The organism is Streptomyces sp. NPDC056452 (assembly GCF_042796085.1).
Lineage (GTDB): Bacteria > Actinomycetota > Actinomycetes > Streptomycetales > Streptomycetaceae > Streptomyces.
The window spans coordinates 63,835-85,513 of sequence record NZ_JBHTRI010000018.1 but is presented as its reverse complement, the minus strand read 5'-3'; the positions used below and the strand labels follow the sequence as shown (position 1 = coordinate 85,513).

20 protein-coding genes and 1 pseudogene are annotated in these 21,679 nt (G+C 70.6%); 14 read left to right on the top strand and 7 right to left on the bottom strand.

The genetic code is table 11. The annotated features are described in order from the left end of the window. Positions 1 to 34 precede the first annotated feature (34 nt). Positions 35 to 1,216: a DUF2786 domain-containing protein gene (locus ACFQ6X_RS19180; protein ID WP_383182910.1), complete on the top strand. Its 1,182-nt coding sequence runs from the start codon at positions 35 to 37 to the stop codon at positions 1,214 to 1,216. A gap of 56 nt (positions 1,217 to 1,272) precedes the next feature. After that, entirely contained in the window at positions 1,273 to 3,369 is a 2,097-nt protein-coding gene (locus tag ACFQ6X_RS19175; RefSeq protein WP_383182908.1) for an FUSC family protein, read from the top strand. Between the two features lie 68 nt (positions 3,370 to 3,437). Here ACFQ6X_RS19175 and ACFQ6X_RS19170 read toward each other — a convergent pair whose 3' ends face one another. Then, the gene (locus tag ACFQ6X_RS19170) at positions 3,438 to 3,926 is read right to left on the bottom strand and encodes a hypothetical protein (protein ID WP_383182906.1); all 489 of its coding nucleotides are present in this window, start codon (positions 3,924 to 3,926) and stop codon (positions 3,438 to 3,440) included. A 255-nt stretch (positions 3,927 to 4,181) separates the two neighbouring features. Between ACFQ6X_RS19170 and ACFQ6X_RS19165 the strand changes: the two genes are divergently transcribed. Beyond that, positions 4,182 to 4,424 carry a DUF397 domain-containing protein gene (locus ACFQ6X_RS19165; RefSeq protein WP_056793446.1) on the top strand — a complete coding sequence of 81 codons (243 nt, stop codon included), beginning with the start codon at positions 4,182 to 4,184 and terminating at the stop codon, positions 4,422 to 4,424. A gap of 24 nt (positions 4,425 to 4,448) precedes the next feature. On the opposite strand, the gene ACFQ6X_RS19160 is transcribed toward ACFQ6X_RS19165, so the two are convergent. Then, entirely contained in the window at positions 4,449 to 5,042 is a 594-nt protein-coding gene (locus tag ACFQ6X_RS19160) for an ATP-binding protein (protein WP_383182904.1), read from the bottom strand. A 321-nt stretch (positions 5,043 to 5,363) separates the two neighbouring features. Here ACFQ6X_RS19160 and ACFQ6X_RS19155 point away from each other — a divergent pair, with 321 nt between their 5' ends. The 6 genes from ACFQ6X_RS19155 to ACFQ6X_RS19130 all read left to right on the top strand — a co-directional run bounded on the left by ACFQ6X_RS19155 (position 5,364) and on the right by ACFQ6X_RS19130 (position 10,908). Then, the gene (locus tag ACFQ6X_RS19155; protein WP_383182902.1) at positions 5,364 to 6,245 is read left to right on the top strand and encodes a helix-turn-helix domain-containing protein; all 882 of its coding nucleotides are present in this window, start codon (positions 5,364 to 5,366) and stop codon (positions 6,243 to 6,245) included. Positions 6,246 to 6,299: 54 nt separating this feature from the next. After that, positions 6,300 to 7,757 (top strand): aldehyde dehydrogenase family protein, encoded by a 1,458-nt coding sequence (locus ACFQ6X_RS19150; RefSeq protein ID WP_383182900.1) that lies wholly within the window; start codon positions 6,300 to 6,302, stop codon positions 7,755 to 7,757. Between the two features lie 89 nt (positions 7,758 to 7,846). Then, positions 7,847 to 8,398: a DinB family protein gene (locus ACFQ6X_RS19145; protein WP_383182898.1), complete on the top strand. Its 552-nt coding sequence runs from the start codon at positions 7,847 to 7,849 to the stop codon at positions 8,396 to 8,398. 18 nt (positions 8,399 to 8,416) lie between these two features. Continuing rightward, complete coding sequence (locus ACFQ6X_RS19140) at positions 8,417 to 9,058, top strand: PadR family transcriptional regulator (RefSeq protein WP_383182896.1); 642 nt, start codon at positions 8,417 to 8,419, stop codon at positions 9,056 to 9,058. A gap of 84 nt (positions 9,059 to 9,142) precedes the next feature. Continuing rightward, entirely contained in the window at positions 9,143 to 10,105 is a 963-nt protein-coding gene (locus ACFQ6X_RS19135; RefSeq protein WP_383182894.1) for an ATP-binding cassette domain-containing protein, read from the top strand. After that, positions 10,102 to 10,908, top strand: coding sequence for an ABC transporter permease (locus ACFQ6X_RS19130; RefSeq protein WP_329209733.1), 807 nt, complete (start codon positions 10,102 to 10,104; stop codon positions 10,906 to 10,908). The genes ACFQ6X_RS19135 and ACFQ6X_RS19130 overlap by 4 nt, the downstream gene beginning before the upstream one ends. Positions 10,909 to 10,920: 12 nt before the next feature. Here ACFQ6X_RS19130 and ACFQ6X_RS19125 read toward each other — a convergent pair whose 3' ends face one another. Genes ACFQ6X_RS19125 through ACFQ6X_RS19115 form a run of 3 tightly spaced genes read right to left on the bottom strand, consistent with a single transcriptional unit; the run spans position 10,921 to position 13,399 of the window. After that, the gene (locus ACFQ6X_RS19125) at positions 10,921 to 12,342 is read right to left on the bottom strand and encodes a glutamate decarboxylase (protein WP_383182891.1); all 1,422 of its coding nucleotides are present in this window, start codon (positions 12,340 to 12,342) and stop codon (positions 10,921 to 10,923) included. A 15-nt stretch (positions 12,343 to 12,357) separates the two neighbouring features. Continuing rightward, the gene (gene wrbA / locus ACFQ6X_RS19120; protein WP_383182889.1) at positions 12,358 to 12,981 is read right to left on the bottom strand and encodes an NAD(P)H:quinone oxidoreductase; all 624 of its coding nucleotides are present in this window, start codon (positions 12,979 to 12,981) and stop codon (positions 12,358 to 12,360) included. 52 nt (positions 12,982 to 13,033) lie between these two features. Next, on the bottom strand, positions 13,034 to 13,399 hold the full coding sequence (locus ACFQ6X_RS19115) for a YbjQ family protein (protein WP_329209740.1): 366 nt from the start codon (positions 13,397 to 13,399) through the stop codon (positions 13,034 to 13,036). A 147-nt stretch (positions 13,400 to 13,546) separates the two neighbouring features. On the opposite strand from ACFQ6X_RS19115, the pseudogene ACFQ6X_RS19110 reads away from it, so the two are divergent. Then, positions 13,547 to 14,236 (top strand): annotated as a pseudogene (locus ACFQ6X_RS19110) (DedA family protein); the annotation flags it as partial. Positions 14,237 to 14,555: 319 nt separating this feature from the next. Here ACFQ6X_RS19110 and ACFQ6X_RS19105 read toward each other — a convergent pair. Continuing rightward, positions 14,556 to 16,271: a threonine/serine exporter ThrE family protein gene (locus tag ACFQ6X_RS19105; protein WP_383182886.1), complete on the bottom strand. Its 1,716-nt coding sequence runs from the start codon at positions 16,269 to 16,271 to the stop codon at positions 14,556 to 14,558. A 200-nt stretch (positions 16,272 to 16,471) separates the two neighbouring features. Beyond that, entirely contained in the window at positions 16,472 to 16,966 is a 495-nt protein-coding gene (locus ACFQ6X_RS19100) for an inorganic diphosphatase (protein ID WP_014155500.1), read from the bottom strand. An 86-nt stretch (positions 16,967 to 17,052) separates the two neighbouring features. Here ACFQ6X_RS19100 and dacB point away from each other — a divergent pair, with 86 nt between their 5' ends. The 4 genes from dacB to hpt all read left to right on the top strand — a co-directional run bounded on the left by dacB (position 17,053) and on the right by hpt (position 21,628). Next, entirely contained in the window at positions 17,053 to 18,537 is a 1,485-nt protein-coding gene (dacB, locus tag ACFQ6X_RS19095) for a D-alanyl-D-alanine carboxypeptidase/D-alanyl-D-alanine-endopeptidase (protein WP_383182884.1), read from the top strand. A 48-nt stretch (positions 18,538 to 18,585) separates the two neighbouring features. Next, positions 18,586 to 19,725, top strand: coding sequence for a zinc-dependent metalloprotease (locus ACFQ6X_RS19090; protein ID WP_383182882.1), 1,140 nt, complete (start codon positions 18,586 to 18,588; stop codon positions 19,723 to 19,725). A 190-nt stretch (positions 19,726 to 19,915) separates the two neighbouring features. Further along, positions 19,916 to 20,989, top strand: a complete 1,074-nt coding sequence (gene tilS, locus ACFQ6X_RS19085; RefSeq protein WP_383182880.1) for a tRNA lysidine(34) synthetase TilS — start codon at positions 19,916 to 19,918, stop codon at positions 20,987 to 20,989. A 99-nt stretch (positions 20,990 to 21,088) separates the two neighbouring features. Continuing rightward, complete coding sequence (gene hpt / locus ACFQ6X_RS19080) at positions 21,089 to 21,628, top strand: hypoxanthine phosphoribosyltransferase (protein WP_329215242.1); 540 nt, start codon at positions 21,089 to 21,091, stop codon at positions 21,626 to 21,628. The last annotated feature ends 51 nt before the right edge of the window (positions 21,629 to 21,679 follow it).

Here is a 21,679-nt window from a genome sequence, read left to right as displayed (position 1 = left end):
GTCCCGGCCGCCCCGTCCCGCCTACCCTGACCTGATGGAATCGGTGATCGACCAGGCATGCGCGGCGGCCCTCTACTCGGACGGTGACGCCGGACTGGACACCGGGGCCTCCCTCCTCGCCGCCGATCCGTCGGCCGACGACGCGCTGCACCTGCGCGGCGAGGACTTCCTGCGGCGTGCCTGGGCGCGCGGCTGGCAGCCCGCCGATGTCGTACGGATCGTCCGGCGCGAGCTGGACGAGGCCGGGGCCGGGCTCGCAGCCGCGCTGATCACCGCGGAGGCGGCGCGCTACGGACAGCTCCCACCGCGCTGGGCGGACCAGCTCGCGGGTCTGCCCGCCCCGGCGCCGCGCAACCGGCCCGACCGCTTCACGTACGCCTCCGGGCTGCTTGAGCTGTACCGCCTCCTCCTGCGGCTGCCGGTGATCGAGCCGGTCGGCCCGCCGCCCGGCACCGCTGCCGACGACCTCCACCGGCCGCCCGCCCACGGCGAACCCCGGATGCTCACCCGGATCCGTGCCCTGCTCGCCAAGGCGGAGGCGACCGGTTTCCCGGAGGAGGCGGAGGCGCTCACCACCAAGGCGCAGGAACTGATGGCCCGGCACAGCATCGACGAGGCGCTGCTCGCCGCCCGTACCCACGGCTCCGGTACGCCGGGAGCCTGCAGGATCGGGGTCGATGCCCCGTACGAGAGCGCGAAGGCGATCCTGCTCGACTCGATCGCATCCGCGAACCGCTGCCGGGCCGTGTGGAACAGCGATCTCGGCTTCACCACGGTCGTCGGCTTCGAACCGGACCTGGAAGCCGTGGAGCTTCTCTTCACCTCCCTGCTGGTGCAGGGCACGGCAGCGATGACGAAGGCGGAGGCCGGGCAGAGGGCCGGCGGGCGCAAGCGGACGAAGACCTTCCGGCAGTCCTTCCTGATGGCGTACGCCCAGCGTCTGGGCAGCCGCCTCGCCGACGACACCGCACGCGTCACGGCGGCGGCCGACGCCGGCAGCCGATCGCCGGGTGAACCCGGCGACGCCCCCGGCGGTGGTCTGCTGCCCGTCCTCGCGGCCCGGGACGTCGCGGTCACGGACGCGGCGGAGCGGATGTTCCCGCGGACCACCACCTCCCGGGTGCGCGGCGTCACGGACGCCGAGGGCTGGACCCACGGCACAGCCGCCGCGGACCGGGCCAGGATGGGCGGCAGAGGACCGGAAATCGACAGATAGCGCCGAGGGAGCGGCATAAGTCGGGCTTGCGGTGGAATGCGGTTAGGCTCGCCCTCATGAGCTGGCTCCGGGCGCTGAAGGAGACCGCTCGCTCGGGGCTGAGCATCGAGCGACAGCGTCTCGAACCGCTGATCGCTCTGCGCGGTGCCGCGGGCCTCGCCCTCGTCGTCGGGCTGTCCCTCGCCCTCTTCGGCCCGGTGATCGCGGCCAGTTCCGCCTTCGGGGCCTTCCAGGCGGCGATCGCCACCTTCGAGCGAAGCTGGCGACCCCGGCCCGTGCTCGCCCTGATCTCCGGCAGCAGCCTGGCTGTGTCGACCTTCGTCGGCTACGTCAGCATCACCCAGCCCGCCGTGTTCCTGGTCCTGCTGGCGCTCTGGACGTTCGCCGCGGGGATGACCTGGGCCGTGGGCCCCACGGCCGGCATCCTCGCGGCATCCAACGTCGCGATCATGCTGGTCACGATCACCCTTCCCGGCTCCGTCGCCGAAGCCGCCGCGCACGCCGCGATGATGGCGTTCGGGGGGCTGGTCCAGGCGGCCCTGATCGTGCTGTTCCCGGTACGCAGATGGGGCGCCCAGCGCGACGCGCTCGCCGACGCGCTGGCCGCCGAGGCCGACTACGCCCGCAGGCTGCGCCACGACCCGGTCGCGCCCTTCGACCCCGTACCGCTGATGACCGCCCGCAGCGCCGCCGCCATCACCCCCCGTGAGGCCCGCCGGCTCCCCGTCGAACTGCACGGCGCCCGGGGCGTCGCCGAGCGGCTGCGGCCGGTCCTCGCCTCACTGGCGGATCCGGCACTGGGAGTACCCGGCGACGGGCTGGAGCGGGTCTGGGTGCGGGAGCTGCTCGGCGCGGCCGGATCCGTACTGGACGCGGCGGCCCAAGCGGTCCGGCACGGGGAGCCCGTCCACCTCGCCGCCACCGACCTGGGGGTCCTGGGTACCCCCGACAACGAGGTGATCCTGGCCGGGCCGCCGCGCCGCGCCGCCGACCGGCTCGACGCACTCCTCGCGGACGTCATCGAGATCGCCGAGGGCGCCGGCACCCGTGAGCCGGCCGGGCACGCCGCGGACACCCGGCGCCGGCAGAGCCTGCTGCGGCTCGTCCCGGTGGCGCTGACGGCGATGCGTCGCGAGCTGCGCAGGGAGTCGCCGATCCTGCGGCACGCCGTCAGGCTCTCGGCGGTCGCCACCCTCGGCTTCCTGCTGGGCGCCGCACTGCCCTTCGGGCACGGCTACTGGGCGCCGATGGCAGCGGTGATGGCGATGCGCCCGGACTTCTCGCAGACGTACTCACGGTCCGTCGCCCGGTTCGGCGGCACCGTCGTCGGAGTGGCCCTCGCCACAGGCCTCGTCCAGGCGGTCGAGCCGGGCGTGACGCTCGCCGCCGTCCTCGCGGTGATCTGTGCGTGGCTGATGTACCTGCTGATGCGCAGCGGATACGCGGTCGCCCAGGCCTGCGTCTCCGCCTACGTCGTCTTCCTGCTCGGAATGGCGGGGGAGGACTGGTCGCAGACCGTCACCGAGCGGGTGGTCCTCACGCTCGCCGGAGGCATGCTCGCGATGGTCTCGTACGCCGTCTACCCGGCCTGGGAGACCCCGCGGCTGCGCAACCGGCTGGCCCGCTGGCTGATCACGGACGCGCGGTACGCGGCGACCGTCCTCGACGGGTACGCGGAGCCGGCGGCCCGGAACGACTCCGATGTGCGGAACGCGCTGCTCGCCACCCGTGAGGCGCGCGTCGCCTGGCAGGAGGCGTTGGCGACCGCCCGGCACGAACCCGTACGCCACCGCGGCATCTCCCGCCTCTCCGCCGACGAGGCCCAGCACGCCCTTGCCCAGTTCGGCAGGGTCACGATGCTGATGGAGGCTCATCTGCCGGCCGGTACGGCCACCCCTGTGCCGGGGGCGGCGGACCTGGCGGCCACGCTGCGGCGGGTCTCCGAACAGGGCGCGAAGGCGGTGCGGGAGCGCCGTGTGCCGGACTGGGAACCGGTGCGCCAGGTACTCGCGGGCTGGGACAGGCCGGAGGGCCACCCGGAGGCGGTGCCCCCGCCCAACGCCTTCGTGCGCAGCGGAGCCGCCATGCTGCTCGACGCCCTGGAGGAGTTCGCGCGGGGCCTGGACCTCCCCAAGGGCAAGCGCAGGGTGTGAGAGCCGGCCGGGCGACGTCCGACCGGGCGACCGAAGGCCGCCCGGCGGGATCCGGGGCCGGCGGTGCGTCAGGGGGCGGGGACGTCCGGCAGGCCGGTCGGCAGCTTGCCGGCCTCGGTCTTCGTCAGGGTGTCCTTGCCGCCGGCGTCCCAGGAGACGACGAGCGTGGTGCCGTCGTTGGACACGATGGATCCCATGGTGCGGTCGGTGTTGCCGTCGGTGCACTTCAGCGCGAGCATCACCTCGCCCATGTCCTTCACATCGCCCTGGCAGACGTGCTGGTCGGCGACGAGCGCCACCTTGCCCGAGGCGACGGAAAGGGCGACGGCCTTGCCGTCGGACAGGCCCGCCCACGTGCCGTCCAGCGCGGCCGCCTCGGCGCCCGGGGTGCCGCTGTCCTCGCTGCCGGCGCCGGGTGTGGCGCTCTGCCCGGCATCGGATCCCGTGCCGGATTCCTTCCCCTTGCCGCTGTCGTCCCCGCTGCCGCACGCGGTGAGCGTGAGAGCGGCGACGAGCCCGGCGGCCAGGACGGCGCCGGAACGTACGAGCCTGTCCATGTGGAGTTCCCCCTTGTTGATTCGCGGTCAAAAGTCCGCGCCAAGCTACCAGGGGAGAACAGAACAACTTCCGGAAGAGGGAGCCAAATAGGCGTGCCGTTCGTCTCTCCCAGAGCGGGGTGCCCCGGTCGGCCGGGAAAGCTGTAATCGCGCGCATACCCCCTGTGCACGTGCATCTGCTCATGCATTGGCATATGAACACAGCTATGATCCGAGCTAGTTGACACTTGCACCTTGCAACTCGGGGAGCGTCCTGTGCACCACGTGTACAACGGCATGGCGGCCACAGAGCTTCGCGGAGTCGTCTGGCAGAAGAGCAGACACAGCAACTCCCAGGGGTCCTGCGTGGAGTTCGCGAAACTGCCCGGAGGGAATGTGGCGATGCGCAACTCGCGCCACCCCGACGGGCCCGCCCTCGTCTATACGCCGGCCGAGATAGAGGCGCTGCTGCTGGGCGTCAAGGACGGGGAGTTCGACCATCTGGCGACGGGCGGCTGAAAGCGTCGCTTCCGCCGCCCTGCCCTACACGCTGTCGGGAATTGCCTCGGCCGGCACCGCGCTGTCGCGGAGCGGGCGCTCCGGAACCGCACCGTCCGCCGCGGACCTGTCCGACAGCCGGAACAGTGCCCAGACCACCTTGCCGCGGCGCGCGCCGGCCGTCTGCTGCTCGCCGGCCAGCACGGGGGAGGGGTGCCAGCCCCAGCCGTCGCTGAACGACTCCACCAGGAAGAGACCACGGCCCGATTCGGCCGAGTCCGCGGCTTCGCCCGCCACCGGGCTCTTGTCACTGGGATCGCGCACCGCGCACACCAGCCGTGAGGTCCAGCGCATCAGATGCAGCCGTACGGACGTGTCCTGGCGCTCGCACGCGAGGTCGGCGGGAAGGGCGTGCCGCAGCGCGTTGGTGACCAGCTCGGAGACGACCAGGGCGACATCGTCGAAGCGGTCGCCGAGATCCCACGAGGTCAGAGTCGTACGGGTGAACTTCCGCGCGCCGCCCACCGCTTCGAACCGGGCCGGCAACGCGCAGGAGGCCGAACCCGCGACCGCCGAGGGGTCGATGGGTGGAAGCCCCTGCCGTAACGGCTCGAGCATCGTCGATCCATTCGTCCCCATGCGAGGCACTCCCGGGATTCGCGGCTGTAGCGGCACTGCTGGTTGTAGCGGTACTGCGGGGTACAGCGGCACAACACGAACGAGCACGCAGGTGCGCGAGGACCATGGTTCCGAATGCGCACGGCAGATGCAAGGGCAGATGCACGTGCACGCGCCGGACCTGCCCGGTAGCGTGCCGGTTCTTACTCATTTCTTCCGGCATCAAGTTTCGGAGCTTTCCCGAACTCTTGCCATTTCCGTAATCGAATGAGTACGGGCTGAAGCGTTTTGGTGGCAGAATCCGGCTCCGGGGTTCGGGGGGACCCCGGAGTCCGGGAAGCGATGGGGAGGGTTGGACCAGTGCCGGCAGGCGAGTCGAGTGGATCTGTGGTGCGGCGCATCCTGCTGGGCTCACAGCTCAGGCGCCTGCGCGAGTCGCGCGGCATCACCCGTGAGGCGGCCGGCTACTCCATCCGCGCCTCCGAATCGAAGATCAGCCGCATGGAGTTGGGACGGGTGAGCTTCAAGGCCAGGGACGTCGAGGACCTGCTCACGCTGTACGGAGTCACGGACGAGGCGGAGCGGGACTCCCTCCTCGGTCTGGCCCGTGAGGCCAATGTGGCGGGCTGGTGGCACAGTTACGGCGATGTGCTGCCCGGCTGGTTCCAGACGTATATCGGTCTGGAGGGGGCGGCCTCGCTCATCCGGATCTACGAAGTCCAGTTCGTCCACGGCCTGTTGCAGACCGAGGCGTACGCCCATGCCGTCGTCTCGCGCGGCATGCGCGGAGCTCCCCCGGCGGAGATCGACCGGCGGGTCGCGCTGCGGCTGGCACGCCAGAAGGTGCTCGTCTCCGAGCGGGCGCCCCGCTTCCACGCCGTGCTCGACGAGGCGGCGCTGCGCCGTCCCTACGGTGAGCGCGACGTGATGCGTGCCCAGTTGCGGCATCTCATCGACATGTCGGAACAGCCGAACATCACCCTTCAGGTGATGCCCTTCAGTTTCGGCGGCCATGCGGGTGAGAGCGGCGCATTCACCATGCTGAGCTTTCCGGAATCCGATCTGTCGGACATTGTCTATTTGGAGCAGCTGACAAGTGCGCTCTATCTGGACAAGGCCGAGGAAGTCGCCCAGTACGAAAAGGCCATGGCCCGGCTGCACGCGGAGAGCCCGGGGCCCGAAGAGAGCCGGGATCTCCTTCGCGGTCTCCTTCAACTGACGTGATTCACACGTACGATGAGCTACCGACAGGAGTCTGCGCCTGCAGTAAGGGATTGCATGTCCTTCTTCAATGAACTGGCCCACCAGTACATCGACGGCGAGTGGCTGACCGGCAGCGGCTCGTGGGACATCATTGATTTCAATCCCTACAACGGCGAAAAGCTCGGTGCCATCACGGTGGCCACCGCGGCGGAGGTCGACCGGGCCTACCGGGCTGCCGAGCGCGCCCAGACGACCTGGGCGGCGGCCACGGCGTACGAGCGCAGGGCCGTTCTCGAAAACGCCGTACGCCTGATGGGTGAGCGCCGGAACGACATCGTCGAGGCGATCATCGACGAGCTCGGCGGCACGCGGTTCAAGGCCGAGTACGAGGCCGATGCCGCCCAGGAGTTCCTGCGCGAGGCGGTCCGGCAGACGCTCCGCCCCTCGGCGCGGCTGCTGCCCTCGGTCGCCGACAGCAAGGAGAACCGGGTCTACCGGCTGCCTGTCGGAGTCATAGGCGTGATCAGCGCCTTCAACTTCCCCTTCCTGGTGACGATGAAGACGGTCGCCCCCGCTCTCGCGCTCGGTAACGCGGTGGTGGTGAAGCCCCACCAGAACGCCCCGATCGTCGGCGGGGGGCTGGTCGCCAAGATCTTCGAGGACGCCGGGCTGCCGGCCGGGCTGCTCAACATCGTGATCACCGACAGCGCGGAGATCGGCGACGCGTTCATCGAGCACCCCGTGCCCAAGGTGATCTCGTTCACCGGCTCGGACCGGGTCGGGCGCCATGTCGCGGCCACCGCCGCCGGACTCTTCAAGAAGACGATCCTCGAACTGAGCGGCAACAGCGCCCTGGTGGTGCTGGAGGACGCGGACATCGACTACGCGGTCCGGGCGGCCGTCTTCAGCCGCTTCCTGTACCAGGGGCAGGTCAGCATGGCCGCCAACCGCATCCTGGTCGACCGGTCGGTCGAGCGGGAGTTCACCGAGCGGTTCACCGCGGCGGTCGCCGCGCTCACGACGGGCGACCCGCGCGACCCGGACACCAGGATCGGCCCGGTCATCAGCGAGTTCCAGGCCGAGGCGCTCAAGACGCTGGTCGACGAGGCGCTCGCGGCGGGAGCGACCGCGCTCGTACGGGGCCGCACCCGCGGCAGTCTCGTCGAGCCCACCGTGCTGTCCGGCCTGCCGGACGACTCGCCGCTGCTCGAGCAGGAGATATTCGGCCCGGTCGCGCTGCTCGTGCCGTTCGACGGCGAGGACGAGGCCGTACGGATCGCCAACGACAGTCCCTACGGGCTGAGCGGCGCGGTGCACACGGCGGACGCGGAGCGCGGGGTGCGGTTCGCCCGACGCATCACGAGCGGGATGTTCCATGTCAACGACGCCACCGTGCAGGACGATCCGCTGGTCGCGTTCGGGGGCGAGAAGATGTCCGGCATGGGGCGGCTGAACGGGGAGGCTGCCGTGGAGGCCTTCACCACCCAGAGGTGGATCTCGATCCAGTACGGGCGAACGGTTTTTCCCTTCTGACACCCGCGGTCAGGGACAGGGGCCGGCCTGACGGGTCCGTACGTTGACGGGGTAGGCAATACCGTCACGTACCACCGAAGGCAGACATCATGGTCACTCACGTTCCCTCAGAGGCCCCCGGCGACGAGCGCGGCGCGCTCCTGGCCTTCGTCGAGGCGCAGCGCGGCGCGGTCCGGCGCTCCGTTCTGGGGCTCACCGAGGAGCAGGCGGCACGCCGGCCCAGTGTCAGTGAGCTCTCCCTGTCCGGGCTGGTCAAGCACGTGGCCGAGACGGAGCTGAACTGGCTGCGGATGGCCCAGCAGCTGCCGAACGAGCGGCAGCGCGACGCGGAGACCTGGGCCGACAGCTTCCGCCTCGTGGGTGACGAGACCGTTCCGCAAGTGGTCGAGTTCTGGGCGAAGGTCGCTGCCGAGACCGAGGCCTTCATCCACGGGGTCGACAGCATGAACGACACCTTTCCGCTTCCCGAGGCGCCCTGGTACCCGAAGAACGAGCGCTGCTCCATGCGCTGGCTGCTGGTCCATCTCGTCGAGGAGATCGCACGGCATGCGGGGCACGCCGACATCATCCGCGAATCGCTGGACGGCAGGACCGCCCTCCAGCTGGTCGCCGAGGAGGCGGGCTACCCTAGTCAAAGTTGAATACAAAGGGTGGGTGGTATGTCCGCGATCCGGCTGCTGGTCCTCGGTGCGGTACGTCAGCACGGCCGCGCGCACGGCTATCAGGTCCGCAACGACCTCGAGTACTGGGGCGCGCACGAGTGGTCCAACGCCAAGCCGGGTTCGATCTACCACGCGCTGAAGCAGATGGCGAAGCAAGGCCTGCTCCTCGCGCACGAGACCGCCCCCTCCACGGCCGGCGGCCCGCCCCGTACCGAGTACGAGATCACCGAGCAGGGCACCGAGGAGTTCCTTTCCCTGCTGCGCGCGGCGCTCACGTCGTACGACCAGGGCATGGACGTGCTCTCGGCGGGCATCGGCTTCATCGTCGACCTCGAACGGTCCGAGGCGGTCGCTCTGCTGCGTGAGCGCATCGCCGCCATCGAGGGCTGGCGGACCTCGGTCACGGAGTACTACACGCCGGCGGACGGCCCCGAGTCGCTCGGGCACATCGGCGAGATCATGCATCTGTGGATCCACTCGGCGGACGCGGGAGCCGAGTGGACCCGCGGTCTGATCGAGCGGATCGAGGGCGGGGCGTACACCTTCGCGGGTGAGGGGGAGCCCTTCGTCGGGGTGCTGTCCGAGGGGCAGGAGAACCCGTACGCGACAGGGGTTCCCGACCCGGGGGACTCCGTCTAATCAAGTTTGACGAATGTGGCCGGATGGCTTACCTTCGACGAGCTAGTCAAGTTTGACTACGTGATCCGGAGGGCTGGTGGGATCGTGAGCGACGCGATCGTCGTCGAAGGACTTCACAAGCGATACGGGGAGAAGCGGGCGCTGGACGGACTGGACCTCACCGTCCGCAGCGGCGCCGTACACGGAGTGCTCGGCCCCAACGGGGCGGGCAAGACCACCGCCGTTCGCATCCTGTCGACCCTGCTGAGGCCCGACGAGGGCCGGGCCGAGGTGGCGGGGTTCGACGTGCGGGACAAGGCCGCCGAGATCCGCCGGAGGATCGGACTGCTCGGGCAGAGCGCCGCCGTCGACGAGGAGCTCGGCGGTCGGCAGAACCTGGAGATGTTCGGCCGGCTCTACCACCTGGGCGCACGCCGCGCGGGCGTGCGGGCCGACGAGCTCCTCGAGCGGTTCGGGCTCGCGGACACCGGACGCAAGGCGGTCAAGCAGTACAGCGGAGGCATGCGCCGCCGCCTCGACCTGGCCGCGTCCCTGATCACGGATCCGGAAGTGCTCTTCCTGGACGAGCCCACGACCGGACTCGACCCGCGCGGCCGGACCGAGGTGTGGAGCGCCGTGCGCTCGCTGGCCGCGGGCGGCACGACCGTCCTGCTGACCACGCAGTACCTGGAGGAGGCGGACCAGCTGGCCGACCGGATCTCGGTGATCGACAAGGGCAGGGCCATCGCGGAAGGGACGGCCGACCAGCTCAAGGCGATGGTCGGCGGCGACCGTATCGATGTGGTCGTCCACGACGTGACCCTGCTCGGTGCCGCCGCGCGACTCCTGGGGGAGGGCGTGAGCGTGGACGCGGACCGGCGGCTGCTCAGCGCCCCGGCCCCGGACCGGATGGCGGCCCTGACCCGGACGGTGCGGGCGCTGGAGGAGGCGGGCATCGAGGCGGAGGACATCGCGGTGCGCCGCCCGACGCTCGACGAGGTGTTCCTGTCCCTCACCGGGACGGACGAAGCGGTGCACATGGCAACGGATGCGGCGGTGGCGGTATGAGTACGGCAACGGCGGGAGGGAGCGCCATCGGCTGGGCGCTGACCGACTCCTGGACGATGACCCGGCGCGAACTGGCGCACTGGGCCCGGCAGCCGGTGCAGATGGTCGTCGGCCTGGTCTTCCCGGTGATGCTGCTCCTGATGTTCAACTACCTGGTCGGCGGCGGCCAGGGCGTCAACGGGGACAACACCGAGTTCCTGGTGCCCGGCATGCTCGCGCTCACCATGGCCTTCGGCCTGGAGGGGACGATGCTCGCCGTCACCCAGGACCTCAACAAGGGGGTCATCGACCGGTTCCGCTCCATGCCGATGGTCTCCGGCACGGTCCTGGTCGGTCGGAGCGTCGCGGACATGCTCCAGTCGGTGGCCGCGCTCGCCGTGATGATCGGTGTGGGCTACGCGGTCGGCTGGCGCTGGCACAACGGGCCGGCCGCCGCGCTGGGAGCGGTGGGACTGCTGCTCCTCCTGCGGTTCGCGATGCTGTGGATCGGCATCCACCTGGCGATGGTCGCGGGGAAGCCGGAGATGGTGCAGGCGGTGCAGATCCTGGTCTGGCCGATCGGCTTCCTCTCCAACGTCTTCGCGTCGCCGGAGTCGATGCCGGGCTGGCTGGGCGCGGTCGTCGAGTGGAACCCGATGTCGGCCACGGCGACGGCCGTGCGCGACCTGTTCGGCAACCCGGGCGGGGCCGGGGGATCCTGGGCTGCCGAACACGCCGAACTGCTCGCGGTGGTCTGGCCGGTGGCACTGACCGCGCTGTTCCTCCCGCTGGCCGTAGGGAAGTTCGCCCGGCTCAGCCGCTGACCGGCGCCGCCCTCAGTGGTGGAAGCCGGTCTGCGGCCCGTGCTTGCGGCTCAGCGGGCCTGACTGGCTGCGGAGTTCGGGCAGGAGTCTGCGCATGTCCTCCAGGAGCAGCTCCGCGAGGTCCGAGGAGAACCCGTTGCGGCACACCACCCGCAGCACCGACAGGTCCTGGCGGTTGGCGGGGAAGGTGTACGCGGGCACCAGCCAGCCGTTCTCACGCAGCCGCCTCGACACGTCGAAGACGTCGTACGCGTCCACGCCGGGCTCCGTCGTCACCGTGAACACCGGCAGTTCGTCGCCCCGGGTGAGGAGGCGGAGGCCGTCCAGTGCCTCGAACTCCTTGGCCAGCCCGCGTGCCACATCCCGGGACGCCTGCTGAACCGCCCGGTAGCCCTCCCGGCCCAGCCGCAGGAACGTGTAGTACTGGGCCACCACCTGCGCGCCGGGCCGGGAGAAGTTCAGGGCGAAGGTCGGCATGTCGCCGCCCAGATAGTTGACCCGGAAGACGAGGTCCTCGGGCAGTTCGGCCGGCGAGCGCCACAGGGCCCAGCCGACCCCCGGGTAGACCAGACCGTACTTGTGCCCGGAGGTGTTGATCGAGGAGACCCGGGGCAGGCGGAAGTCCCACACCAGGTCCTCGTCGAGGAAGGGCGCCACCATTCCTCCGGACGCCCCGTCCACATGGACGGGGATGTCGAGGCCGGTGCGCTCCTGGAGCTCGTCCAGTGCGGCACAGAGCTCGGCGATCGGCTCGTACGAGCCGTCGAAGGTGGAGCCGAGGATGCCCACCACGCCGATGGTGTTCTCGTCGCAGAGATCGGCGGCCGCCTGCGGGTCCAGGTGGAAGCGCTCGCCCTCCATGGGGACCTGGCGGGGCTCGACCTCCCAGAACGTACAGAATTTGTCCCAGCAGACCTGCACGTTGACGCCCATCACCAGATTGGGCCGTGCGGTCGCCGGGTAGCGGTCCTTGTTCCTTGCCGCCCAGCGCCGCTTGAGCGCCATCCCTGCCAGCATGCAGGCCTCGCTGGAACCGGTGGTCGAGCAGCCCACGGCGGTCGCCGGGTCCGGGGCGTGCCAGAGGTCCGCGAGCATCGCCACGCAGCGCCGTTCCAGTTCGGCGGTGCGGGGGTACTCGTCCTTGTCGATCATGTTCTTGTCGCGGCACTCGCTCATCAGCACATCGGCCTGGGGTTCCATCCAGGTGGTGACGAACGTGGCGAGGTTCAGCCGGGAGTTGCCGTCGAGCATCAGCTCGTCGTGGACGAGCCGGTACGCGGTCGACGGCGGCAGCGGACCGTCCGGCAGCTGGTGCCTGGGCGGCGCGGTGTCCATCGGCGCGGTCGGGTCCGCCTCCCCGAAGAAGGGGTTGAGGGCGAGCCTGCGCTGCTTGTCGGACGGGACCTTGTCCTGGGAACCCTTGTGGAGAGCCATCTGCGGAAATCCCTCTCAGTTCTCGGCCGCGAGTCCGGCCTTGAGGGCCCGGGTGAACTTCACGACGCGTTCGGCCTGGACCCTGGCCGCGGTCAGGGTCTGCTCACCGACCGGGATGTCGCCCTGCCCCGCGACGTGCGAGGTGCCGTACGGATTGCCGTCGACGAACTTCGACGGGTCCGTGTAGCCCGGGGTGACGAGGATGCCGCCGAAGTGGTGGACCGTGTTGTAGAGCGCGAGAAGCGTGGACTCCTGGCCGCCGTGGGCCGTGCTGGTGGAGGTGAAGCCGCTGTAGACCTTGTCGGCGAGCTTTCCCGCCTGCCACAGGCCGCCCAGGGTGTCGAGGAACTGCTTGAGCTGGGCGGTGACGTTGCCGTACCGGGTGGGTGTGCCGAGGATCACCGCGTCCGCCCAGATCATGTCGTCCGGCGCGACCTCGGGGATGTCTGCCGTCGCCTCGGCGTTCGCGGCCCACGCCGGGTTGGAGTCGATGGCGGCCTGCGGGGCGAGCTCGGCGGCTCTGCGCAGCCGTACCTGGGCGCCGGCGTTCTCGGCGTCCTTGGCGATGGCCTGGGCGATCGCTGCGACGGTGCCGGTCGAGGAGTAGTAGACGACGGCGACGTTGACCGACGTGGGCATGCGGGAACCTCCGGGAAGCGGGTCGGGAGAGAGCGGGGGCGTGGGGCGGCGGTCAGGTTTTGCTGATCACGGCCGCGGTTCCGTAGGCGCAGACCTCCGTGCCCACGTCGGCCGCCTCGCTCACGTCGAACCGCATCATCAGCACCGCGTTGGCGCCGCGCGCCCTGGCCTGCTCGACGAGCCGCTCCATCGCCTGGTTGCGGGTCTCGACCAGGGTCTTGGTCAGCCCTTTCAGCTCCCCGCCGATCATCGACTTCAGGCCCGCGCCGATCTGGCTGCCGAGATGGCGGGAGCGGACGGTGAGTCCGAAGACCTCGCCGATGACTTGCGTCACCTGGTGGCCGGGTACGTCATTCGTGGTGACGACGAGCACGTCCGCCTGAGCCGTCTGTCCGCCGCCGTAGTCCTCAATGCCCATGGGGTGGCACCTCCTGAGGACAGCTTTGCCCCGGTTCGTACCGCACGCATCCCTGCTTACGCCACTGGAACCCAGAGGCGTCCCGCAGCGTTGGTAGCTTTGGAACGGCCACGCAGCCGCCATCGATCGATCCTGGAGCCCGGACCCTTGAATACGCTTGCGCTCGGCCCGAGCTGGCTGGACCCGGATTACCTGCTCAACACGTTCGGGCTTCCCGGCCTCCTGCTCATCGTCTTCGCCGAGTCCGGGCTGCTGATCGGCTTCTTCCTGCCGGGCGACTCCCTGCTGTTCACCACGGGTCTGCTGGTGACCACCGGTGACCTGAAGTACCCGCTCTGGCTGGTGTGCACCCTGGTCGCCCTGGCGGCGATCATCGGTGACCAGGTCGGCTACCTCTTCGGCCGCAAGGTGGGCCCGGCCCTCTTCAGACGCCCGGACTCCCGTCTCTTCAAGCAGGAGAACGTGGAGAAGGCCCACGAGTTCTTCGAGAAGTACGGACCGAAGTCGCTGGTGCTGGCCCGCTTCGTCCCCGTCGTCCGGACCTTCACGCCGATCATCGCCGGTGTGAGCCGGATGAACTACCGCTCGTTCATCACGTTCAACATCATCGGCGGCATCCTCTGGGGCGTCGGGGTCACGGTGCTCGGCGCCGCTCTCGGCAAGATCGACTTCGTGCACGAGCACATCGAGTTGATCCTCATCCTGATCGTGCTGATCTCGGTGGTGCCGATCGCGGTCGAGTTCCTGCGCGCCCGCAGCAGGTCCAAGAAGGAGGCCGCGGCGGAGGCCCGGCGCGAGGAGCGGGGCCCCAGCGACGACGGCCCCGGCGCGGACCCCTACGGCAACGGCCCGTACGGCGGCGGACCGGACAACGGACCGTACGGCGGCGGACCGGACAACGGTCCCTACCGCGGCGGACCGGACAACGGCCCCTACCGCGGCGGCCCCGGTGCGGGCCCGTACAGCGGCCCGGGCAACGGCCCGTACAACGGTGGCCCGGGCGCGGGTCCGTACGACAACGGCCCTGGCAACGGTCCGGGCAACGGGCAGGGTGGCGCTTCCGGCCAGCGCGGACGGCACGCCAAGCGCTGACCGCGCGTCCGGCGAGGCACACGGCGCCCTGGTCCCGTCACGGGACCAGGGCGCCGTTCGCGTATCAGAAGCCGCGTGTCCGCTTGGCCGCCCGGCGGGTCGGCCCCTCGACCGCTCCGGGCACCCGCATGAAGAGCCGGGAGATCTCGCCCCCGAGATTCACCCCGATGGCGATGGCCAGCGCCGTCGCCACCGCGGTGGAGAGCGAGGCGAGCCCGGTGTCCAGCTCGTTCTGGGCCACACCCAGCAGCCCGAAGTACGTCGCGGAGCCCGGCAGCAGCGGGCCGATCGCCGCCGTGATGAACGGCAACGACGACGTGTACCGGTAGCGGGAGAACAGCTGGCCGAACAGTCCGACCAGACCGGCCGCCACCGCTGTCGCCGCCACCGGCGAGATGCCGCCGGTACGGGCCATCGCCCCGTAGATGATCCAGGCCACGCCACCGTTGAGGGTCACGGCGAGCACCGTCGAGCGCTCCTGCTGGAGCAGGATGGCGAAGGCCAGGCTGAGGGCCATCGAGGCCAGGATCTGCAGCACCGGCCGGTCGTTGGGCACGAACTGCGCTTCCGGGTTCAGCTCGGCACCGAGCTGGACACCCAGATAGAGCATCAGCAGCACCCCGGCGACGATGCCGATGAAGAAGTACATGACTTCGAGCAGCCGGGCACCCGCGGTGATGTAGTAGCCGGTCAGGCCGTCCTGCACACCCGCCACCAGGGCACGCCCCGGCAGCAGTGCGAACAGCCCACCGGTGATCACCGCGGACGGACGGACATCGGTCGAATGGGTGAGGGTCAGCGCGATGCCCATCGCGGCGGGCGGCATGGCCGCGGCCATGAACTGGTAGAACTCGGGCAGCCCGCGGCCGGCGCAGAGCCAGGCCAGCCGGTCCCCGAGCATCGCCCCGGCCGCTGCCACGATGAAGACCAGCACACCACCGCCGACCAGCACCGATGCCGAACCGGCGAGCAGGCCGGCCGAGGCCGTCAGCACCCAGCCCGAGTAAGGGTGCCGGTTACGGCGGATCTCGGCGAGGCGCCGGTAGGCCTCCTCCAGCGAGACCTCGACGTGTTCCGCGGTGGTGATGTCGTCGATCAGCTGGAAGACGGCGGCCAGCCGGGTGTAGTCGGTACCCCGGCGGCGCACGGTACGGCTCGCCGTCACGGGGTCCTCGACCAGCGACGGCTGGTGCGAGATGGACAGCAGGGTGAAGGTGACCGTCGGCTCGCACCGGTCGAGCCCGTACGAGCGCGTCACCGCGAACATGGCCGCCTCGACGTCCTCGGCACCCTCGCCGCCCGCGAGGAGCAGCTCCCCGATACGCAGCGTCAGGTCGAGCACACGGGGGACCGCGGGGCCCGAGTCGTCGGTCCTCTGCACGCTCTCGGGTGCCGGACGCTCCGTCACGGGCATCCGCAGCATCGTGCGCATCCGGTCCTGCCAAGGGGCTTCCTTGGTCAGCCGGACCATCGGGATGCCGTGCGCCGGGGTGAAGGCGGGCGGCTGATGCTGCGCGTTGTACCCGCTCGGCGGGACGAAGGCGGAGCTCAGGGCCTCGGCGGCCGCGCTCCCGCCCTGGCCGGAAGCGGAACCCTGGCCCGGTCCCTGGGTCGCCGACGGATCGGTGTGCAGACCGGCCGGAAGGGCGAATTCCGATGTGGGGTGGTCGTCCTCCGACGGGGGCGAAGGCTGCTCCACCCCGGCAGGTGGGACGAAGGCGCTGCGCGCCTCGTCGGACTGGGGCTTCTGGTCCTCCGGACCGCCCTGTTCCGCCACCACTCGACCTCGTTCCTCCTCGGCTGCGCGTGTCCTCGGCTGCGCTTCTGCCCAGTATGGGCACGGACATGGGCTGCCACGCGAAAGGGCGGCGCACCGGTGAAAGGTGCGCCGCCCATTCCTCGTACGGTCAGCGGGGCCGCTCGGCCCGATGCGCCGCGATCCGTTCGGCTCCGCCCGGAAGCGGAACCGGAAGGATCACGTCAGTGCGCGCCGCCCTGCGCCTCGAGGCGCTTGTAGGAGGCCTCGATCTCGGCCTCGGCCTCGGTGCGGCCGACCCAGTCGGCGCCCTCGACGGACTTGCCGGGCTCCAGGTCCTTGTAGACCTCGAAGAAGTGCTGGATCTCCAGGCGGTCGAACTCCGACACGTGGTGGATGTCGCGCAGGTGCTCCACCCGGGGGTCGGAGGCCGGGACGCACAGCAGCTTGTCGTCGCCGCCGGCCTCGTCGGTCATCCGGAACATGCCGATCGCGCGGCACTTGATGAGGCAGCCGGGGAAGGTCGGCTCCTCCAGGATGACCAGCGCGTCCAGCGGGTCGCCGTCCTCGCCGAGGGTGTTCTCGACGAAACCGTAGTCCGCCGGGTAGCTGGTCGAGGTGAAGAGTCGACGGTCCAGGCGGATCCGGCCGGTCTCGTGATCCACCTCGTACTTGTTCCGCGAACCCTTCGGGATCTCGATAACGACGTCGAACTCCACGGGTGGCTCCTCCATGATCAACACATACGACTGGTGGTTAAGTGTCCCTCACGCAGACGAGTGCTCGCGAAAGGGGCTGGTCAACGGTGGCCGAGCCGGTGGAAAGACCGTCGAACGAACCGTTGAACAGGTGGGGCAAGTGGAAAGAATCGAAGTACCTGAAACGAGGGACCGGGCCGAACGACTGGCGGTTCGTCGCAGGCTCCGCGGTGCTCGGCCTGGTGGTCGCCGCCGGAGCCGTGCTGGCCGCCGGTCCCTGGGACTCCGGTCAGCGTAAGGCCGAGCAGGACCGGGCGGTTGCCCAGGAGCGCGCAGGTGGCGCACATCACGGGCGGACCACGCCCGCCCTGCCGGAGCCCGCCCCCAGCGCCCTCGCCGTACTCACCCCCCTGGGTGCCACGGCCGGACTGACGGCCCCGGCGGGCGCGAGCGGTCTGAAGGCCGCCCTCACGCCCCTGCTGGACGCGCCCGCGCTCGGCACCGTACGCACCGCGGTCGTCGTCGACACGGCCACCGGCGAACAGCTGTACGCGCGTGGCGCGGCCACCCCCATGACCCCCGCCTCCACCGTGAAGATCGCTTCCACCGTCGCCGCGCTGTCCGCCCTCGGTCCGGGCCACCGCATCGCCACGACGGTCCGGGTGTCCGCGGACTCCCGCACGGTCACCCTTGTCGGCGGCGGCGACCCCACCCTCGACAAGGCCGCGCTGCGGGGCCTGGCCGCCGACACCGCGCGCGCCCTGCGCGACGGCGGCACCACGGCCGTCGAGCTGACGTACGACACGTCCCGCTACTCGGGCCCCGCCCTGCACCCCATCGGCCCCAACGAGAACATCGCGCCCGTCAGCGCGCTCATGGTCGACGAGGGCCGGCTCGACAGCAGCGACCGCGGCCCCGCCCCGCGTACCTCCGACCCCGCCGGTGACGCCGCCCGCACCTTCGCGGACCTGCTCGACGAGGCGGGTGTCGGCACGCGGTCCGCCCCCTCCTCCGGGCGGGCCGGAACCGGGTCCAGGACCGTGGCCACGCACCTCTCGAAGCCGCTCTCCGCCCTCGTCGAACGGGCGCTGACCAACAGCGACAACGACATCGCCGAGGCCCTCGTCCGCCAGACCGCCCTGAAGGCGGGCCGACCGGCGTCCTTCGCGGGAAGCAGGCGTGCCGTCACCGACCGGCTGAAGAAGCTGGGCCTGCCGCTGGCCGGTGCGAATCTGGCCGACGGCAGCGGCCTGGACCGCGGTGACAAGGTGACGGCCGGCCTGCTCGCGGCCCTGGTGGCACTCGCCGCCGACCCGGACCACCCCGAACTGAGGCCCGTCCTCACCGGCCTGCCGATCGCAGGCTTCAGCGGAACGCTCGGCAGCCGCTACCCCGCGACCTCCCGAGGCACCGGCCTGGTCCGGGCCAAGACGGGCACGCTCACCGGGGTGAACGCCCTCGCGGGAACTGCGGTCGACGCACAGGGCCGGCTGCTCGCCTTCGCCTTCCTGGCATCGGGCACCACGTCCCCGCGCGAGGCGGAATCCTCTCTCGACGCCCTGGCCACCACCCTCACCAAAGGCACCCGTTGAGCGGCTGACACCCCACCACCGGGGGGCCGTCTCACGTACGGTTGACGCATGACGAGCATCGGTGGTGCCGAGATGGTCGACTGGAATCTCGCGGTCGCGACTGCGACCCGGCTTGTGCGGCCGGGTCCCGAGATCAGTCGCGAGGAGGCCCGCGCCGTCGTCGCGGAACTCCGCCGACATGCCAAGGCGTCGGAGGAGCACGTCCGTTCGTTCACCCGGATGATCCCGGAGGGGCACGAACCCGAGGACACCCCGGTCCTGGTCGTCGACCGGGCGGGCTGGATCAGGGCCAACGTCGCCGGCTTCCGTGAACTGCTGCGTCCCCTGCTGGGGAAGATGCAGGAGAGGCGTGGCAGCGGCCCGGGCGGTGCCGTGCTCGGCGCCGTCGGCGGCAAGGTGACCGGTGTCGAACTCGGCATGCTGCTGTCGTTCCTTGCCTCCCGGGTGCTCGGCCAGTACGAGACGTTCGCGCCCGCCACCCGGGAGCTGCCCGCCTCCGCCAAGGGCGGCGGCAGGCTGCTGCTCGTGGCCCCCAACATCGTCCACGTCGAACGCGAACTCGATGTCGACCCGCACGACTTCAGGCTCTGGGTGGCGCTCCACGAGGAGACCCATCGCACGCAGTTCACCGGGGTGCCCTGGCTCCGCGATCATCTGCAGGGCGAGATCCAGTCGTTCCTCGACGAGACCGACGTCGACCCGATGACCGTTCTGGAGCGCCTCCGTGAGGCCGCCCAGTCCTTCTCGGGCAGCAGTCGCCCCGAGGGCGAGCAGGGGGAGGACGAAGGCGGGCGCAGCCTCGTCGAGATCGTCCAGACGCCCGCCCAGCGCGAGATCCTCGGCCGCCTCACCGCGGTGATGTCCCTGCTCGAAGGGCATGCGGACTTCGTGATGGACGGGGTGGGGCCCGAAGTGGTGGGCTCCGTCGCGGAGATCCGGGAGAAGTTCCAGCAGCGCAGGGCGCGGGGTGCGAGCCGTCTGGACCTGGCGCTGCGCAAGCTCCTGGGCCTCGACGCCAAGCTGCGGCAGTACCGCGACGGCGAGAAGTTCGTCCGGGCCGTGGTCGACGAGGTCGGTATGGACGGTTTCAACCGCGTCTGGACCTCGCCCAACACCCTCCCCACCAAGGCCGAGATCGCCAAGCCGGCGGACTGGGTCGCGAGGGTGCACCGTAAGGCAGATTCGTGATCATGGCCCGCCCGATGGCATGAGATTGCCCCTCCAATCACCCATCCGAGGGACCATAGGGGCATGGGAAGGCGTGCAATGCTCGATGGACAGCTTGGCTCTGTCACCATCGACGCACTCTGAGTAACGGGATCTCTGCGTCCCGGCGCTCCGAGGCACCCTCCCAGAACCTCACCGAAGGGCACCGGACATGGGTCCCCATCCTGCGGTCGCGGCGATACGCCTGGCGGTCCGCCGCGTACTCCACGACGTCGTCACCGACTACAACCGCCACACCGAACAGGCCGGCCGAGCCGAGTTCGCCGAAGCCGGAGCGGGTCCGCGACGGGCCGCGCTTCCCGAACGGCCCGATACCCCGCTGGTGCTCGTCGCATGCTCCGGGGGCGCCGATTCGATGGCGCTCGCCTCCGCCCTCGCCTTCGAGTCGCGCAAGCTTCCCGTCAGGGCCGGCGGCATCACCGTCGACCACAACCTCCAGCCGGGCTCCGGACTCCGCGCCACCGAGGTCGTCACCCGCCTCGCCGAGATGCAGCTCGACCCGGTCGAGGCCGTCGCCGTTCACGTCGGCCGCGACGGCGGACCCGAGGCCGCCGCCCGTGATGCCCGCTACTCCGCACTGGACGCCGCCGCAGAGCGCCTCGGCGCCGCCGCCGTCCTCCTCGGCCACACCCGCGACGACCAGGCCGAGACCGTTCTCCTCGGCCTCGCCCGTGGATCCGGCATCCGTTCGCTCTCCGGGATGGCCGCCGCGTCCGGCCCCGCGGGCCGCTACCGCCGCCCCTTCCTCCAGCTCGACCGGCAGACCGCCCGAAAGGCCTGCCTGGTCCAGTCGATCCCCGTCTGGGACGACCCCCACAACGTCGACCCCGCCTACACCCGCTCCCGGCTGCGTCACGAGGGCCTGCCCGCCCTGGAGAAGGCGCTGGGCAAAGGCGTCGTCGAAGCCCTCGCCCGTACGGCGCAGCTCTCGCGCGACGATGCCGACGCCCTGGACACCTGGGCCGCCGAGGCCGACCGGTCGGTGCGCGACGACGACGGACGCCTGGACTGCGCCAAGCTCTCCGTCCTGCCGCCCGCGGTGCGCCGCCGGGTGCTGCGCCGAGCCGTGATCGACGCCGGATCCCCGGCCGGTTCGCTCTTCGCCCGCCACATCGAGGAAGTCGACCGGCTCATCACCGGCTGGCGCGGCCAGGGGGCCATCAACCTGCCCGGCCGCATCGAAGCGCTGCGGCAGGGTGGCAGACTGGTGATTCGGCAGAGCTGAAGCGCAAGCGGCTGAAGTGCAGGCGAAACGGCCGGTCCGGCCCGGGGAACAGCCCGGGTCCGGAAGGCAAAGAAAGAGACGCGGGTGAACGAGAAGGACATGGGCACCGACCTTCAGTCGGTGCTCCTCACCAAGGAAGAGATCGACGCGAAGCTCGTCGAGCTGGCCGCGAAGATCGACGCGGAGTACGCGGGCAAGGACCTGCTCATCGTCGGCGTGCTCAAGGGCGCGGTGATGGTGATGGCGGACCTGGCCCGCGCGCTGTCCACCCCGATCACCATGGACTGGATGGCCGTCTCCTCGTACGGAGCGGGCACGCAGTCCTCGGGCGTCGTCCGGATCCTCAAGGACCTCGACACCGACATCAAGGGCAAGCACGTCCTGATCGTCGAGGACATCATCGACTCCGGCCTGACGCTGTCCTGGCTGCTGACCAACCTCGGCTCGCGCGAACCGGCGAGCCTGGAGGTCTGCACCCTGCTCCGCAAGCCGGACGCCGCCAAGGTCGCGATCGACGTGAAGTGGGTCGGCTTCGACATCCCCAACGAGTTCGTCGTCGGCTACGGGCTGGACTACGCGGAGAAGTACCGCAACCTTCCCTTCGTCGGCACGCTCGCCCCGCACGTCTACGGCGGCTGAGTCCCCGTCCGGACGCTGCGTACCGGCGGCGTGCCGACCCGTCGTACGGAC

Excerpts from the sequence above, each read along its gene's own strand:
- ACFQ6X_RS19140 (WP_383182896.1), top strand. The coding sequence starts at position 8,417 with ATGTCCGCGATCCGGCTGCTGGTCCTCGGTGCGGTACGTCAGCACGGC.
- ACFQ6X_RS19090 (WP_383182882.1), top strand. The coding sequence starts at position 18,586 with ATGACGAGCATCGGTGGTGCCGAGATGGTCGACTGGAATCTCGCGGTC.
- hpt (WP_329215242.1), top strand. The coding sequence starts at position 21,089 with ATGGGCACCGACCTTCAGTCGGTGCTCCTCACCAAGGAAGAGATCGAC.
- ACFQ6X_RS19130 (WP_329209733.1), top strand. The coding sequence starts at position 10,102 with ATGAGTACGGCAACGGCGGGAGGGAGCGCCATCGGCTGGGCGCTGACC.
- ACFQ6X_RS19175 (WP_383182908.1), top strand. The coding sequence starts at position 1,273 with ATGAGCTGGCTCCGGGCGCTGAAGGAGACCGCTCGCTCGGGGCTGAGC.
- wrbA (WP_383182889.1), bottom strand. The coding sequence starts at position 12,981 with ATGCCCACGTCGGTCAACGTCGCCGTCGTCTACTACTCCTCGACCGGC.
- ACFQ6X_RS19145 (WP_383182898.1), top strand. The coding sequence starts at position 7,847 with ATGGTCACTCACGTTCCCTCAGAGGCCCCCGGCGACGAGCGCGGCGCG.
- ACFQ6X_RS19170 (WP_383182906.1), bottom strand. The coding sequence starts at position 3,926 with ATGGACAGGCTCGTACGTTCCGGCGCCGTCCTGGCCGCCGGGCTCGTC.
- ACFQ6X_RS19115 (WP_329209740.1), bottom strand. The coding sequence starts at position 13,399 with ATGGGCATTGAGGACTACGGCGGCGGACAGACGGCTCAGGCGGACGTG.
- ACFQ6X_RS19150 (WP_383182900.1), top strand. The coding sequence starts at position 6,300 with ATGTCCTTCTTCAATGAACTGGCCCACCAGTACATCGACGGCGAGTGG.
- ACFQ6X_RS19155 (WP_383182902.1), top strand. The coding sequence starts at position 5,364 with ATGGGGAGGGTTGGACCAGTGCCGGCAGGCGAGTCGAGTGGATCTGTG.
- tilS (WP_383182880.1), top strand. The coding sequence starts at position 19,916 with ATGGGTCCCCATCCTGCGGTCGCGGCGATACGCCTGGCGGTCCGCCGC.
- ACFQ6X_RS19160 (WP_383182904.1), bottom strand. The coding sequence starts at position 5,042 with ATGGGGACGAATGGATCGACGATGCTCGAGCCGTTACGGCAGGGGCTT.
- ACFQ6X_RS19125 (WP_383182891.1), bottom strand. The coding sequence starts at position 12,342 with ATGGCTCTCCACAAGGGTTCCCAGGACAAGGTCCCGTCCGACAAGCAG.
- ACFQ6X_RS19180 (WP_383182910.1), top strand. The coding sequence starts at position 35 with ATGGAATCGGTGATCGACCAGGCATGCGCGGCGGCCCTCTACTCGGAC.